This is a genomic window from Sphingomonas sp. NPDC092440, from assembly GCF_044754985.1.
Taxonomy (GTDB): domain Bacteria; phylum Pseudomonadota; class Alphaproteobacteria; order Sphingomonadales; family Sphingomonadaceae; genus Sphingomonas.
Window position 1 is genome coordinate 18,246 of record NZ_JBIVQA010000013.1, and the last position, 14,959, is coordinate 33,204.

Genomic DNA, 14,959 nt, shown 5'->3' on the forward strand with positions numbered 1-14,959 from the left:
TGCTACAAATGTAACAGGCAAGAGAGGTCGTGCAGGCCTAGATCAGCGTGCGATCCCGCCGGCCGCGAGCACCGCCAGCGTCACCAGTTCGCTGGCGGTCGCGGTCATCGGCGCGATCTGCACCGGCTTCTCCATGCCGATCAGCATCGGGCCGATGGTGGAATCACCGCCCAGCTCGCGCAGCAGCTTGGCCGAGATATTGGCCGATTGCAGGCCCGGCATGATCAGCACATTGGCCGGGCCGGAGAGGCGCGCGAAGGGATAGTTCGCCAGCTGGCGCTTGTTGAGCGCCACGTCGGGCGACATCTCGCCTTCATATTCGAACTCCACCCCGCGCCCGTCGAGCACCTTGATGCCGCCGCGGACATTGTCGAGCCACTGGCCCTCGGGATTGCCGAAGTTCGAATAGCTGAGAAAGGCGACGCGCGGCTCATGGCCCATGCGGCGCGCGACGGCGGCCGCGCCCTCGGCGATGTCCGCCAGCTCTTCGGCGTTCGGCCGCTCGTTCACGGTCGTGTCGGCGATGAACACCGTGTGCGACTGGCCGACCAGCACGTGCATGCCGAAGGGCGTGCGGCCCGGGGCATGATCGATCACGCGCTTCACCTGGCGCATCGATTCGGCCCAGGTGCGGGTGACGCCGGTGATCATCGCGTCGGCATGGCCGAGCTGGAGCAGCAGCGCGCCGAAGATGTTGCGGTCGCGGTTGACCATGCGCTCGGCGTCGCGGCGCAGATAGCCGCGGCGCTGCAGGCGGCAGTAGAGGAACTCGACCATCTGCTCGACGAGCGGCGAGTTGACGCTGTTGTGCAGCTCGAACTCGGCCGGATCGGCACCGAGCGCCTTGAGCCGGTCGTGCACGCTCTCGCGGCCCACCAGCACCGGCGTGCCATAGCCGCCGTCCTTGAAGGCGATCGCCGCGCGCAGCACGACTTCCTCTTCCGCCTCGGCGAAGATCACGCGCTTCGGATTGGCCCGCGCGCCCTCATAGGCGAGGCTGAGCACCGAAGTGGTCGGGTTCAGGCGCGCGCGCAGCTGCTGGCGATAGGCCGCCATGTCGGTGATCGGCTTGGTCGCCACGCCCGAATCCATCGCCGCCTGGGCGACGGCGGCGGGCACCAGCTCCATCAGCCGCGGGTCGAACGGCGCGGGGATGATGTAATCGGGGCCGAAGCTGTGCTGCACGCCGTACGCCGCCGCCACTTCCTCGGGCACCTGCTGGCGGGCCAGCTCGGCGAGCGCGGTCGCCGCGGCGATCTTCATCGCATCGTTGATCGTCGTCGCCCGCACGTCCAGCGCGCCGCGGAAGATGAACGGGAAGCCCAGCACGTTGTTGACCTGGTTCGGATAGTCCGAACGCCCCGTCGCGATGATCGCGTCCGGACGCGCCGCGCGCGCCTCGGGCGGGGTGATCTCCGGATCGGGGTTGGCCATCGCGAAGATGATCGGCTTCAGCGCCATGTGGTTGAGCAGCTCGGCGGGCAGCGCCCCCGCGGCGGAGAGGCCCATGAACACGTCCGCGCCCTCCAGCGCATCGGCCAGCGTGCGGCGATCGGTGGCGACGGCATGGGCCGACTGCCACTGGTTCACGCCCTCGCGCCCCTGATAGATCACGCCGGTGCGGTCGAGCATCAGCAGGTTGCCGTGCGGCAGGCCCATCGCCTTGATCAGCTCGGCACAGGCGATCGCCGCCGCGCCGGCGCCGTTCATCACGACGCGCGTGTCCTTGATGTCCCGCCCCGTCAGGTGAAGCGCGTTGATCAGGCCGGCGGCCGCGATGATCGCGGTGCCGTGCTGGTCGTCATGGAACACCGGAATGTTCATCCGCTCCCGCAGCGTCTGCTCGATCACGAAGCATTCGGGGGACTTGATGTCTTCCAGGTTGATGCCGCCGAAGCTCGGCTCGAGCAGCTCGACACAGTTGATGAAGGCGTCGACATCCTCGGTCTTCACCTCGAGGTCGATCGAATCGACATCGGCGAAGCGCTTGAAGAGGACGGCCTTGCCCTCCATCACCGGCTTGGACGCAAGCGCGCCGAGATTGCCGAGCCCCAGGATCGCCGTGCCGTTCGAGATCACGGCGACCAGGTTGCCCTTGGCGGTATAGTCATAGGCGGCCGCCGGATTCTCGGCGATCGCCAGCACGGGCACGGCCACGCCGGGCGAATAGGCCAGCGCCAGGTCGCGCTGCGTCGCCATCGGCTTGGACGCGATGACTTCGATTTTTCCCGGCCGGCCCTCGGAGTGATAGAGCAGCGCCTCGCGCTCCGAAAACTGGACGTTCGATTCCTCAGACATTCTTCTCTCCAGATTGCCTCCCCTTTAGGGGGGCCGTTCCGACGCCGCAATGTGCCGAATGCGACGGATTCCCATGCATCCGCCACGGATCGGCACGGATCGACGCGACCGAATGTGCGAAAATCCGCACAACCGGCCTTTTCCCCAGGAAAATGCCGTGCCGGGGTGTTGATCGCATACCGGGTTCCGCTAGGCCGCAAGCCATGTCCTCCGCAGCTCCCACCCCTATGATGGCGCAATATCTCGCCTTGAAGGCAGAAGCGGAGGATTGCCTGCTCTTCTACCGGATGGGCGATTTCTTCGAGCTGTTCTTCGACGATGCGAAGATCGCCAGCGCGGTGCTCGACATCGCGCTCACCGCGCGCGGCGAGCATGACGGCGAGCGCATCCCGATGTGCGGCGTGCCCGCGCATGCGATGGAAGGCTATCTCGCCCGGCTGATCAAGGCCGGCCACCGCGTCGCCATCGCCAACCAGACCGAGACGCCGGAGGAAGCGCGCAAGCGCATGGGCTCCAAGGCGCTGGTCAACCGCGCGATCATCCGCGTCGTCACCGCCGGCACGCTGACCGAGGAGGCGCTGCTCGACAGCCGCACCGCCAATTGGTGCGCCGCGATCGGCGAGGCCGGCGGCAGCGTGGCGATCGCCTGCGCCGACATCTCCACCGGCCGTTTCGAGATCATCGAGAGCAGCGCCGACCGCGCCGCCGCCGAGATCGCCCGCCTCGCTCCCGCCGAGACGGTGGTGGGCGACGGCTCCGCATTCGACGAGCTCGCCACCGTCACGCGTCCGCGCATCGATTTCGACAGCGCGAGCGGCGAGGCGCGGCTGAAGCGCCTGTTCGGCGTGGCGACGCTCGACGGCTTCGGCCAGTTCTCGCGCGCGGCGCTCGCCGCCGCCGGAGGGCTCGCCGCCTATCTGGAGCATACGGCCAAGGGCGCGCTGCCCTTCCTGCGCCCGCCGCGCGTCACCCGCACCGAAGCCGCGATGGCGATCGACGCCGCCACCCGCGAGAGCCTGGAGCTGACCGTCAGCTCGGCGGGCACGCGCAGGGGCAGCCTGCTCGACAGCGTCGACCGCACCGTCACCGGCGCCGGCGCCCGCCTGCTCGGCAGCGACATCGCGGCGCCGCTGATGGACCGGCCGGCGATCGAGGCGCGGCTCGATCTCGTCACCCATTTCCACGACGATGCGGGCCTGCGCGACATGGTGCGCGGCGCGCTCCGGGCAATGCCCGATATCGGCCGTGCCCTCGGCCGCCTCGCCGCCGGGCGCGGCTCCCCGCGCGACCTGGGCCAGCTGCGCGACGGGCTCGACGGCGCCTGGCGCCTCGCCGAGCGGCTGGACGCCACCGGCATCCCGCCCCTGCTCGCCGATCTCCTGCCCCAGCTGCGCGGGCACGGCGCGCTGATCGACCTGCTCGGCCGCGCGCTCGTCCCCGAACCGCCCGTCGACGCGGCCAATGGCGGCTATATTGCCGAGGGCTATGACGCCGCGCTCGACGATCTGCGCGACGCGGGCGCCGGCGGGCGCCGTGCGATCGCCGCGCTCGAGGCCGAGTACCGGGCGCGCACCGGGATCGGCTCGCTCAAGATCCGCCACAATGGCGTGCTCGGCTATCACATCGAAGTCCCCGCCAGGAATGCCGATCCGCTGATGGCGCAGGACAGCGGCTTCACCCATCGCCAGACGCTGGCCGGCGTCGTCCGCTTCAACGCGCCCGAGCTGCACGACGTCGCGGTCAAGGTCACCCAGGCCGGCGCCCATGCCCTCGCCGCCGAGGCTGCGCATCTCGAGGACCTCACCACCCGCGCGCTCGATGCCCGCGAGCCCATTGCGCGCACCGCCGATGCCCTGGCCCGGATCGACGTCTCGGCCGGCCTGGCCGAGCGCGCCGCCGAAGGCGGCTGGGCGCGCCCGCACCTCGTCGAGCATGGCTGTTTCGAGATCGAGGGCGGCCGCCACCCCGTGGTCGAGGAAGCCGTGGCGAAGAGCGGCGGCCGCTTCGTCGCCAATGACTGCAATCTTTCCGAGTCCAGCCGCCTGTGGCTGGTCACCGGCCCGAACATGGGCGGCAAGTCGACCTTTCTGCGCCAGAACGCGCTGATCGCCGTCCTCGCCCAGGCCGGCAGCTATGTCCCCGCCGCCCGCGCCAACCTGGGGCTGGTCGACCGGCTGTTCAGCCGCGTCGGCGCCTCGGACAATCTCGCGCGCGGCCGCTCGACCTTCATGGTCGAGATGGTCGAGACCGCCGCGATCCTTGCCCAGGCGACTTCGCGCAGCTTCGTCATCCTCGACGAAGTGGGCCGCGGCACCTCGACCTATGACGGCCTCGCCATCGCCTGGGCCGTGGTCGAGGCGATCCACGAGGACAATCGCTGCCGCTGCCTGTTCGCCACCCATTATCACGAGCTGACCCGGCTGGCCGAGCGCTGCGACGCGCTCACCCTCCACCATGTCCGCGCCCGCGAGTGGAAGGGCGATCTCGTCCTGCTCCACGAAGTCGCGGAAGGGCCGGCCGATCGCAGCTACGGCCTTGCCGTCGCGCGCCTCGCCGGCCTGCCGCCCGTTACGATCAAGCGCGCCAAGGCGGTGCTCGACAAGCTCGAGGCCGGCCGCGCCGCCACCGGCGGCCTCGCCGCGGGCCTCGACGACCTGCCGCTCTTCGCCGCCGCCGCGATCGAGGAGGAAGAGGCCGTCGACGCGCTCCGCAGCGAGCTGGGCACGCTCGACATCGACAGCCTGAGCCCGCGCGATGCGCTCGAAATCCTGTACCGGCTCAAGGGCCTGGCGGCGGAAGGCGCATGAACGCGGCCGATCTTGTCGACCAGTTCCTCGCGATCCTGCTGCGCGAGGCCGGCGGCACGCGGCGGCGCTGGCGGAACGTGATCGGCCCGGTCAAGCGCTACAGCGCCGCCACGCATCCGCATTGCAACTGGTCGATCACCCCCGGCGGCGAGGCCGAGGAGAATGCCGCGGTCGAGCGCATCGCCGACCGGCTGCGCGAGCGGCATCCGATCATCGACTGAGCGCCCTGCCGGCATCCCGCCCCGCGCCGGAGTCGCGGATCATAGTGACAACCACATGTCGTAAAAATCACCCGGTCGATCACTGACGGCGATCTAATCCATTTCTACGATCACGGTGCCCCGGCTAGCCTCCATGGGACTCAGGGAAACAGGCGTTTCCCGAGCGACCAAGCAATCGAGAGGAGTCGATCCCATGGACGCACCGACCACCGGCAGCCCGCTGAGTGATCCGTCGAAGGAACCCCAGGCGCTGCGCACCCTGCTGGGCCGCACCAATCGCGACTGGTGGCCGGAACAGCTCAGCCTGGAGATCCTCACCCAGGGGGGCGTCTCGTCCAATCCCTATGGCGAGGATTTCGACTATCGCGCGGCCTTCAACGGCCTGGACTATTGGGCGCTCAAGAAGGATCTCACGGCGCTGATGACCGACAGCCAGCCCTGGTGGCCGGCCGATTACGGGCATTACGGCCCCTTCTTCATCCGCATGGCCTGGCACTCGGCCGGCACCTATCGCACGGGGGACGGCCGCGGCGGCTCGTCCTCGGGCTCGCAGCGCTTCGCCCCGCTCAATTCCTGGCCGGACAACGGCAATCTCGACAAGGCCCGGCGCCTGCTCTGGCCGATCAAGCAGAAATATGGCGCGAACATCAGCTGGGCGGACCTGTTCATCCTGACCGGCAATGTCGCGATCGAATCGATGGGCGGACCGACCTTCGGCTTCTCCGGCGGCCGCGAGGACATTTTCGAGCCCGAGCGCGACATCTATTGGGGCACCGAGGAACAATGGGTCGGGCATCCCGAGAACAAGACTCGCATCGATGACGAGGCGGGCATGGCGCTCGAGGAGCCGCTCGCCGCGATCCAGATGGGCCTGATCTACGTCAATCCCGAGGGTCCGGGCGGCAAGCCCGACACCAAGGGCTCGGCGCGCGATCTGCGCCGCACCTTCGCCAACATGGCGATGAACGACGAGGAAACTGCGGCGCTCACCGCCGGCGGCCATACTTTCGGCAAGGCGCATGGCGCGGGCGATGCCAAGCATGTCGGCCGCGAGCCGGAGGGCGCGGGCATGGCCTCGATGGGCCTGGGCTGGATCTCGACGCACGAGACCGGGATGGGCGACCACACCATCACCTCGGGCATCGAAGGCGCGTGGACGCCGACGCCGACGAAATGGGACATGACCTATTTCGACATGCTGCTCGACCATGAATATGAGCTGGTGAAGAGCCCGGCGGGCGCCAAGCAGTGGCAACCGGTCGGCAATCCCGAGGAGACGCTGGCGCCGGCGGCGCACACGCCGGGCAAGAAGGTCCCGACGATGATGACCACCGCGGACAAGGCGTTCAAGGACGATGCCGAGTATCGCCAGATCATGGAGAAGTTCCGCAGCGACCCGGCCTATTTCGCCGATGCCTTCGCCCGCGCCTGGTTCAAGCTGACCCATCGCGACATGGGGCCGAAGACTCGCTATCTCGGGCCGGAAGTGCCGCAGGAGGACCTGATCTGGCAGGACCCGATCCCGGCCGGCACGAAGCTCGGCGACGGGGACGTCGCCGCGCTCAAGGGCAGGATCGCCGCTTCGGGGCTCACCGTGCAGCAGCTGGTCAAGACGGCCTGGGCCTCGGCCTCGACCTATCGCGGGTCGGACCGGCGCGGCGGCGCCAATGGCGCGCGCATCCGGCTGGCTCCGCAGAAGGACTGGGCAGCCAATGAGCCGGCCGAGCTCGCCAAGGTGCTGAAGGTCTATGAAGGCATCCAGGCCGATTTCGGCGGCAGCGTGAGCATCGCCGATCTGATCGTGCTGGGCGGCAATGTCGGCGTCGAGCAGGCGGCGAAGGCCGCGGGTCACGACGTGACCGTGCCCTTCACTTCGGGCCGCGGCGATGCGACCGATGCGCAGACCGACGCCGAGAGCTTCGACGTGCTCCAGCCGCGCGCCGACGGCTTCCGCAACTATCTGTCGGTCCGCTTCAGCGTGCCGACCGAGGAGCTGCTGGTCGACAAGGCACAGCTGCTGGGCCTGTCCGTGCCGGAGATGACCGTGCTGGTCGGCGGGCTGCGCGTGCTCGGCGCCAACCATGCCAAGGCGGGCAAGCACGGCCAGCTCACCGATCGGCTCGGCCAGCTGACCAACGACTTCTTCGTCAACATCCTCGACATGGGGACGGTGTGGAAGGAGATCGACGATACCGCCGACGAGGAGTTCGCCGGCACCGACCGCGCCAGCGGTGCGCCGAGATGGACTGCCTCTCGCACCGACCTGGTGTTCGGCTCCAACTCGCAGCTGCGGGCGATCTCGGAAGTCTATGCCGAGGCCGGCGGCGGCGACCGGTTCGTCGAGGACTTCGTCGCGGCCTGGGCCAAGGTGATGAACGCCGACCGCTTCGACCTGAAGTAACGATCCAGTTCCTCCCCCGGCTTGCCGGGGGAGGAATTAAGATGATTGGCTTCGCCCTTCCCCGCCCCTATCCTCGCCGCATGCTCAAGCGGATCCTCATCGTCCTTGCCATCCTCGCGGTGGCGCTTATCGGCCTGTTCATCTGGGCCACGCGGCCCGATGTCGCCAAGCTCCCCGAACAGGCCGTGACCGGCGCGATCCCGCAGCTGAGCGAGGCCCGCTACCAGGACGTCCCGACGATCCGCATCGCCAAGCCGGTCGGCTGGGCGAACGGCATGAAGCCGACCGCCCCCGCAGGGCTCGAAGTCACGCCCTTCGCCGATAAGCTCGATCATCCGCGCTGGCTCTATCGCCTGCCCAATGGCGACGTGCTGGTCGCCGAGACCAATTCGCCCCCGCGCGAGGGCGGCGGGATCACCGGCTGGATCATGGGCATCCTGATGAACCGCGCCGGTGCCGGCGTGCCCTCGGCCAACCGCATCACCTTGTTGCGCGACACCAATGGCGACGGCGTCGCCGACCAGCGCTCCACCCTGATCGAGGGGCTCAACTCGCCGAGCGGCATGGCCCTGGTGGGCGACTGGCTCTACGTCGCCAACACCGATGCGCTGGTCCGCTTCCCCTACCGGACGGGGGACACCCGCATCACCGCCAGGCCGGAGAAGATCGTCGACCTGGCCGGCGGCGGCAATCACTGGGCACGCAATATCCTCGCCGCGCCCGACGGCAAACGTATCTATGTCGCGGTCGGTTCCTCCTCGAACATCGCCGAGAACGGCCTCGACAAGGAAGGCGAGATCTACGCGGCCGAGACCCCCTTCCAGGCCGCGAAGCAGCTCGACGCCGCCAAGCACACCCGCGCCGCGATCCTCGAGGTGGTGCCCGAAACCAGGTCGTCGCGCGTCTTCGCCTGGGGCCTGCGCAACCCGAACGGCATGGCCTTCGAGCCGCATACCGGCAATCTGTGGACCGTCGTCAACGAGCGCGACATGCTCGGCTCCGACATGCCGCCCGACTATCTGACCCAGGTCGATTTCGGCACCTTCTATGGCTGGCCGTGGAACTATTGGGGCGGCTATGTCGACAAGCGCGTGACCCCCGAGCGGCCGGACCTGCGCGAATATACCAAGCGCCCGGACTTCGCGCTCGGCGCCCATACCGCGCCGCTCGGCCTGGCCTTCGCCGCCGACGCCAAGCTGGGCGGCCAGTTCACCAACGGCGCCTTCGTCGCGTTGCACGGCTCCTGGAACCGCGAGCCGCCCTCGGGCTACAAGCTCGTCTTCGTGCCCTTCGGCGACAAGGGCTATCCGCGCGAGAACGCCAAGCCGATCGACCTGCTCACCGGCTTCCTCGGCAAGGATGGCAAGACGGTGAACGGCCGGCCGGTGGGTGTGATCACCGATGCCGGCGGCGCGCTGCTGGTGGCCGATGATGTCGGCAACATGATCTGGCGCGTGAGCAGCAAGGCCGGCGCGCCGATCGCGGGCGCCCCCGCGCCCGTCGCCAAGAAATAACCGGACCCCGGCCTTCGCCGGGGATCCGTCGCTCGATATTTCTAGGCCGCCGGGATCTGCTGGCTGATGCAGTGGAAGCTGCCGCCGCCGGTCAGGATATGGTCGGCGCGCTGGCCGATGATCGCCCGGCCGGGGAAGAGCGTGGCCAGCATGTCGACCGCCGCCTGGTCATTCTCCTGGCCGTAGAGCGGCACCACCACCGCGGCATTGCCGATGTAGAAGTTCATGTAGCTCGCCGGAATGATCTCCTCGTCCTCGTTGAGCACCCGGCCCGGCGAGGGAAAGCGCACCACTTCGACGCCGGCACGCTCGGCGCGCGCTGCGGCATCCTGGTAGATGCGCCAATTGGGATCGTTCTCGGCGCCCTCGGGAATCAGCAGCCGGTTGGGGCCGATGAAGCGGGCGAGATTGTCGACATGGCCGTCGGTATGATCGTTGAGCAGCCCGTCGCCCAGCCACAGCACCTGAGTATAGCCCAGGTCCTTGCGCAGCATCTCCTCGACATCGGCCTTGCTCAGCTGGGGGTTGCGGTTGCGGTTGAGCAGGCACTGTTCGGTGGTGACGACCAGGCCGGTGCCGTCGCCGTCGATCGCGCCGCCCTCGAGGATCCAGCCATGATCCTCGACCGGCATCCGGGCGCGCTCGGCCAGGCGACGGCCGATATCGTCATCGCCTTCGAGATCATATTTGCCGCCCCAGCCGTTGAACTGGAAGTCGTGCGCGGTGCCGTCGCCGCCGATGATCGCGGCGGTATCCCGCAGCCAGATGTCGCCGAACGGCTCGACCACGACCTTGGCGGCATTGCCGACGAGCAGCCTGGCGGCCTTGGCGGACTCCTCGTTGGCGGCGACCAGGATCACCTGCTCGCCCTTGCCCCCGGCGTGCACCGCCTTGGCGAAGGCCGCGACTTCCAGCCGGGCGGAGGCCAGGTCTTCGAGCCAGAGTTCGGGATGGCTGGGGAAGCCGATCCACACGGCGTGATGATGGGCCCATTCGGGCTTGGGGGGAGGCGGAATCGTCATTCCGCCCCCATAATCCCGTTCATTGCCCGGCGCGAGACTTGTCGCGGATCGCGCGGAATTCGGCGGTCGGATACCAGCTCGGCCAGCCACTGCCGTCGGCGAGCTGGCGGCCCAGGCCGTAATAGACGTTGAGATCGGAGACCGCGCCGCTCCAGTCCCAGCTGGGGTCATATTCGTCCTGGGGCTTGTGGTAGCGGTTCTGGGTATAGTCCTTGGCGGCCTTCTCGCCGGCTTCCTTGCCGCCGTTCACCAGGTCGTCGCCGCTCTCGCCATAGAGCATCGGCACGCCCAGTTTGGCGAAGCTGAAATGATCCGAGCGGTAATAGCCGCCCGCCTCGGGCCGCTCCTCGGGAACGATCACCCGGCCCTCGGCCGCGACGATGGGTTTCACCAGATCCTCCAGCTCGGACTTGCCGGCGCCGACCAGCACGAAATCCCGGGTCTTTCCGAGGACGTTGAGCGAATCCATGTTCACCCCGCCCACCGTCCTGGCGAGCGGATAGACCGGGTTCTCGGCGTAGAATTTGCTGCCGAGCAGGCCCGATTCCTCGGCCGTGACGGCCAGGAAGACGATGCTGCGCCGGGCCGGGCCCGCTTTCGCATGGGCTTCGGCCAGCGCGACCAGCCCGCCGATGCCGGAGGCATTGTCGACCGCGCCATTGCAGATGTCGTCACCCTTCACCGCGTCGCAGCGGCCGAGATGGTCCCAATGGGCCGAATAGAGCACGACTTCGTCGGGCTTGCCCGTGCCGGGGAGGATGCCGACCACATTCTTCGAGGCCTGGCGCTTGATCGTATTTTCCCAGCTGACGGAAGCCTTCACGCCAAGTGGTACGGCCTTGAAGCCCTGCTTCGTCGCGGCGGCGGCGAGCGCGTCGAAATCCTTGCCGGCCGCGGCAAACAGCGCCTTGGCCTTGTCGAGCTGCATCCAGCCGATCGCCTGGCTCTGGTCCATGTGATCGCCCGGGGTGTCCTGCTCCAGCCGGGGGCCGGCCCAGGAGGACTGGACGACGCCCCAGGGATAGGCGGCCGGGAAACTGTCATGAACGATGATCGCGGCGGCCGCGCCCTGGCGGGCGGCTTCCTCGAACTTGTAGGTCCAGCGGCCATAATAGGTCATCGCCCGGCCCTCGAACAAACCCTTGGTATCCGGGGCCTGATAGTCGGGATCGTTGACCAGGATGACGACCGTCTTCCCCGTCACGTCGAGCCCCGCATAGTCGTTCCAGCCGCGCTCGGGGGCGTTGATGCCATAGCCGACGAACACCACGTCGCTGTTCTTGATCGCGACCTTGGGGACCACCCGGTAGGTGGCGACCACCATGTCCTTGCGATAGTCGAGGCTGACCGGCGCCTTGCCGCCGGAGAAGACCAGCGGCTGGACATTGTTCGCGGTAAGCTCGACCAGCGGCACGTCCTGGGTCCACTTGCCCTTGTTGCCTGGCTTCAATCCAGCCTTTTCAAGGCGCTGGACGATATAGGCGATCGTCTTGTCCTCCGCCGGCGTGGTCGGCGCGCGGCCCTCATAGGCATCGGACGACAGCTCCTTCGTCACCTCCTTCATCGTCTCGACCGGGATGGTCTGGGCATTGGCCGCGGTGCCCGCGAGCAGCAGGGCGGCAGTGAGCAGGTGACGCATGGGATCCCCCTAACGGAACATTGTTGCGCGGATGTTGGCAAGGGTTGCGCGGGATCGCAATGCGCAGCACCATGGTAGCGATAACAGGAGAGGGGAATGCATGCGCTTGTGGATGCTCTGCGCGCCGATACTGGCTCTCGCTCTTCCCGCCACCGGCCGGCAGCAGGACCATGGCGCCGCCAATGCCGATCGCCAGGCGATGCTCGACCGGCTGGACATCGTGCAGCTCCGCCCCGGCGCCGACGGGTTCGACCCCAAGGCCCCCAATGCGGCGAACTATGACGAGGCCAGAGCGGGCACGCCCGAGCTTCCGCAACTGATGCGCCTGAGCGACGGCCGTCCCGTCCGCAACCGCAAGGATTGGGACCGCCGCCGCCGCGAGATCGTCGCGTTGTTCGATCGCGAGGTCTATGGCCGCGTGCCGCTGACCGCCCCGAAGATACGCTGGCATCTCGTCCGGGAGGAAAGGGCGGCCGAAGCCGGGATGCCCGTGATCAGGCGCTGGCTGGAGGGAAAGGCGGACAACCGGGCCTGGCCGCAGGCATCCGCGACCATTGCCGTGCGCTACACGCTGCCGGCGGGCAGGCGCCACGTGCCCGTGATGCTGTCCTTCGGCTTTCCCGAGGGCTTCAGATTCCCCGGCCCGCCACGCCCCGCCGATCCCGGCCCACCCTATACCGAGCAGCTCCTCCGCCATGGCTGGGGTCATGCCGTGGTGGTGGCGAGCTCGATCCAGGCCGACAATGGCGGCGCGCTGAAGACCGGGGTGATCGGCATATCCCTGCGCGGCCGGCCGCGCGAACCCGAGGATTGGGGCGTGCTGCGCGCCTGGGCCTGGGGGGCGAGCCGTGCGCGCGAGGCGCTCGCTGCGGACGCGGAAGTGGATGCGCGCCGGATCGGGATCGAGGGCCTGTCGCGCTACGGCAAGGCGGCGCTGGTGGCGATGGCCTATGACCCCGAGTTCGCGATCGGCTTTGCCGGCTCCTCGGGCGCGGGCGGCGCGGCGCTCTATCGCCGCAACTTCGGCGAGCGGATGGGCAATCTCGCGGCCGGCGGGGAATATCACTGGTTCGCCGGGAATTTCCTGAAATATGCCGGCCCGAAGACCGAGTTCGATTTGCCCGTGGACGCGCACATGCTGATCGCGCTCGCCGCGCCCCGGCCGCTGTTCCTCGGCGCGGGCACGGTCGATACCGGCGATGGCTGGGTCGATCCCAAGGGCAGCTTCCTCGCCGCGGCGGCCGCGTCGCCGGCCTGGGAGAGATATGGCGCGAGGGGGCTGGCCGCCTCGGCGTTCCCGCCCGAACTGACGCCGGTGACCGGCGGAACGCTGGCATTCCGCCAGCATCGCGGCGGGCACAGCAACCGCGACAACTGGCCGAGCTTCATCGACTTCGCGACGCGGGAGCTGGGATCTTTGGCCGTCATCCCGGCGAAAGCCGGGATCTCAGGCGAGGACAGGAAAAGAGCCGCACAAGATCCCGGCTTTCGCCGGGATGACGATTGAGGCTGTGGCTGCTCAGGGCTTGCCGCAGGTCACATAGATCGGATTGCCGACCAGCAGCAACTTGCCCATTTCCGTCGTCACATTGACCGCGACCCAGCCACAGGCCGCCTTGCGATCGAGCCGGAAGCGGACCGCCGGCCCGACCGGCAGCGACCGCGCCTCCACGCCATTGGCGACCAGCACGACCTTGCCCGCCGCAACACCGGCGATCGTCGCGCTGACGTCGATCGTCGCGCCGGCGGCAAGCGTCTCACCCATCACCGCGCGATTGCCGCCCGAAACGGCGGTCACATCAAGCATCCGGTCGCGCGTGCCCTCGACATCGATAAAGACCCGGCCAGCGCGAATGCCCGCCAGGATCGCCGGTGTGGAAAGCTCCGCGGCATGGACCACGGTGGTGGGCCGGCCGATCGGGGCGCGACCGGCCTGGGCGTCGGGATCATGATTGTCGCTGCCGCCGATGCCGGTCAGGCGATTGCCCGCGTTCAGCCGCTTGTACCAGAAGCCGATGCCCGAGAGCGGCGTGTCGACCGTGTTGGCGTTGATCGCCTCGATCGCGGCGATGCCCGCCCAGTCGGTGTCCGGCCAGATCCAGCCACAGCCCATGCACGCCTCGCCCGAGGGCAATGCCGGATGGTTGATCGACAGGATCGCGCCGGCCTCCGCCACCGCCTTCTCCACCGCGGCGATATTGGGAACGCCGGGCGTGCCGATGCGGAAATCGACCCAGCGCGCCAGGCCGATCGCATTGGCATGGCCGCCAAAGCTGGTGATCTCGGTGCCCGGGATCAGCAGGATATCGTCGAAATAGGGCTGGAGCTCGCGCAGCCCCGCGAAATGCGCGACGGTATTGTGATCGGTGACCGCGACGAAATCGAGGCCCGCCCGCGCCGCGGCCTCGACGGTGCGGAACAGCGGGCACGGCACCTTCCTGCCCGCCTTGCTGGTGCAGCTGCCGTCCGAATGGGCATCGTGCATGTGGAGGTCGCCGCGGAACCAGCCGGGGCCGGCCCTGACCGGGCCGTCGGCAATGGCGGCGCTGGCGTTGCGGGCAGCACCGCGATCGAGGAATATCTCGACCCGATAGGCGTTGCGGGCGTCCTTGCGGGCATTGGGCACGCCGAGCTGGATATGCCAGCGGCCGGCGGGCAGCGTGCCGGGGAGATAGCCGGGTGAGGCGTCGCTGGCGGCAAGGGTGAAGCGATCGCGCGTGCCGCCGCTCCAGCCGCGGAAACCCCGGGGATCGAACAGGCCGAGATCGACGACCGTCCGGTTCGCCTTGTCGTAGCTGAGGCGCACGGTGATGCGCTCGACCCCTTCCGGCACGTCGAAGGGTATCTGCTTGTAGGTCTCGTGATCCGCGCCGGTGATCTCGCCGGTGACGACCTGATCCGCCTGCTGCGCATGCGCGGGGGCGTGGACGAGAAGGAGGGCGAGCGCGATCAGGAGGCGGTGGAGCATGGGGGGCCTCAACAAATTCCCCTCCCTGAAAGGGAGGGGTTAGGAGTGGGTCGATATGCGCGATACGACTGCGGACGGATCAGGACCCA

General features: G+C 68.5%; 9 protein-coding genes. 5 read left to right on the forward strand and 4 right to left on the reverse strand.

Annotation, left to right across the window (positions count from 1 at the left end):
• Positions 1 to 42: 42 nt before the first annotated feature.
• On the reverse strand, positions 43 to 2,298 hold the full coding sequence (locus ACIQCS_RS18935) for an NADP-dependent malic enzyme (protein ID WP_086130602.1): 2,256 nt from the start codon (positions 2,296 to 2,298) through the stop codon (positions 43 to 45).
• Between the two features lie 227 nt (positions 2,299 to 2,525).
• Between ACIQCS_RS18935 and mutS the strand changes: the two genes are divergently transcribed.
• The 4 genes from mutS to ACIQCS_RS18955 all read left to right on the forward strand — a co-directional run bounded on the left by mutS (position 2,526) and on the right by ACIQCS_RS18955 (position 9,241).
• Positions 2,526 to 5,105 (forward strand): DNA mismatch repair protein MutS, encoded by a 2,580-nt coding sequence (mutS, locus tag ACIQCS_RS18940; RefSeq protein WP_345852013.1) that lies wholly within the window; start codon positions 2,526 to 2,528, stop codon positions 5,103 to 5,105.
• Positions 5,102 to 5,326 (forward strand): hypothetical protein, encoded by a 225-nt coding sequence (locus ACIQCS_RS18945; protein ID WP_345848743.1) that lies wholly within the window; start codon positions 5,102 to 5,104, stop codon positions 5,324 to 5,326. Before mutS ends, ACIQCS_RS18945 begins: the two co-directional genes overlap by 4 nt.
• A 193-nt stretch (positions 5,327 to 5,519) precedes the next feature.
• A complete protein-coding gene (katG, locus tag ACIQCS_RS18950) occupies positions 5,520 to 7,727 on the forward strand; it encodes a catalase/peroxidase HPI (RefSeq protein WP_345848745.1) in 2,208 nt (735 codons plus the stop codon).
• An 80-nt stretch (positions 7,728 to 7,807) separates the two neighbouring features.
• On the forward strand, positions 7,808 to 9,241 hold the full coding sequence (locus tag ACIQCS_RS18955) for a sorbosone dehydrogenase family protein (RefSeq protein ID WP_345848747.1): 1,434 nt from the start codon (positions 7,808 to 7,810) through the stop codon (positions 9,239 to 9,241).
• Positions 9,242 to 9,282: 41 nt separating this feature from the next.
• On the opposite strand, the gene ACIQCS_RS18960 is transcribed toward ACIQCS_RS18955, so the two are convergent.
• Together ACIQCS_RS18960 and ACIQCS_RS18965 are read right to left on the reverse strand one after the other, a co-directional pair.
• The gene (locus ACIQCS_RS18960; RefSeq protein WP_345848748.1) at positions 9,283 to 10,263 is read right to left on the reverse strand and encodes an agmatine deiminase family protein; all 981 of its coding nucleotides are present in this window, start codon (positions 10,261 to 10,263) and stop codon (positions 9,283 to 9,285) included.
• Positions 10,264 to 10,282: 19 nt separating this feature from the next.
• Complete coding sequence (locus tag ACIQCS_RS18965; RefSeq protein WP_345848749.1) at positions 10,283 to 11,902, reverse strand: M28 family metallopeptidase; 1,620 nt, start codon at positions 11,900 to 11,902, stop codon at positions 10,283 to 10,285.
• Positions 11,903 to 12,002: 100 nt separating this feature from the next.
• On the opposite strand from ACIQCS_RS18965, the gene ACIQCS_RS18970 reads away from it, so the two are divergent.
• Complete coding sequence (locus ACIQCS_RS18970) at positions 12,003 to 13,409, forward strand: hypothetical protein (RefSeq protein ID WP_345848751.1); 1,407 nt, start codon at positions 12,003 to 12,005, stop codon at positions 13,407 to 13,409.
• Positions 13,410 to 13,421: 12 nt separating this feature from the next.
• On the opposite strand, the gene ACIQCS_RS18975 is transcribed toward ACIQCS_RS18970, so the two are convergent.
• Complete coding sequence (locus ACIQCS_RS18975) at positions 13,422 to 14,870, reverse strand: CehA/McbA family metallohydrolase (protein ID WP_345848752.1); 1,449 nt, start codon at positions 14,868 to 14,870, stop codon at positions 13,422 to 13,424.
• Positions 14,871 to 14,959 lie beyond the last annotated feature (89 nt).

Coding starts and splice junctions, on each gene's coding strand:
- ACIQCS_RS18945 (WP_345848743.1), top strand. CDS start 5,102: ATGAACGCGGCCGATCTTGTCGACCAGTTCCTCGCGATCCTGCTGCGC.
- ACIQCS_RS18970 (WP_345848751.1), top strand. CDS start 12,003: ATGCGCTTGTGGATGCTCTGCGCGCCGATACTGGCTCTCGCTCTTCCC.
- ACIQCS_RS18935 (WP_086130602.1), bottom strand. CDS start 2,298: ATGTCTGAGGAATCGAACGTCCAGTTTTCGGAGCGCGAGGCGCTGCTC.
- mutS (WP_345852013.1), top strand. CDS start 2,526: ATGATGGCGCAATATCTCGCCTTGAAGGCAGAAGCGGAGGATTGCCTG.
- ACIQCS_RS18975 (WP_345848752.1), bottom strand. CDS start 14,870: ATGCTCCACCGCCTCCTGATCGCGCTCGCCCTCCTTCTCGTCCACGCC.
- katG (WP_345848745.1), top strand. CDS start 5,520: ATGGACGCACCGACCACCGGCAGCCCGCTGAGTGATCCGTCGAAGGAA.
- ACIQCS_RS18965 (WP_345848749.1), bottom strand. CDS start 11,902: ATGCGTCACCTGCTCACTGCCGCCCTGCTGCTCGCGGGCACCGCGGCC.
- ACIQCS_RS18960 (WP_345848748.1), bottom strand. CDS start 10,263: ATGACGATTCCGCCTCCCCCCAAGCCCGAATGGGCCCATCATCACGCC.
- ACIQCS_RS18955 (WP_345848747.1), top strand. CDS start 7,808: ATGCTCAAGCGGATCCTCATCGTCCTTGCCATCCTCGCGGTGGCGCTT.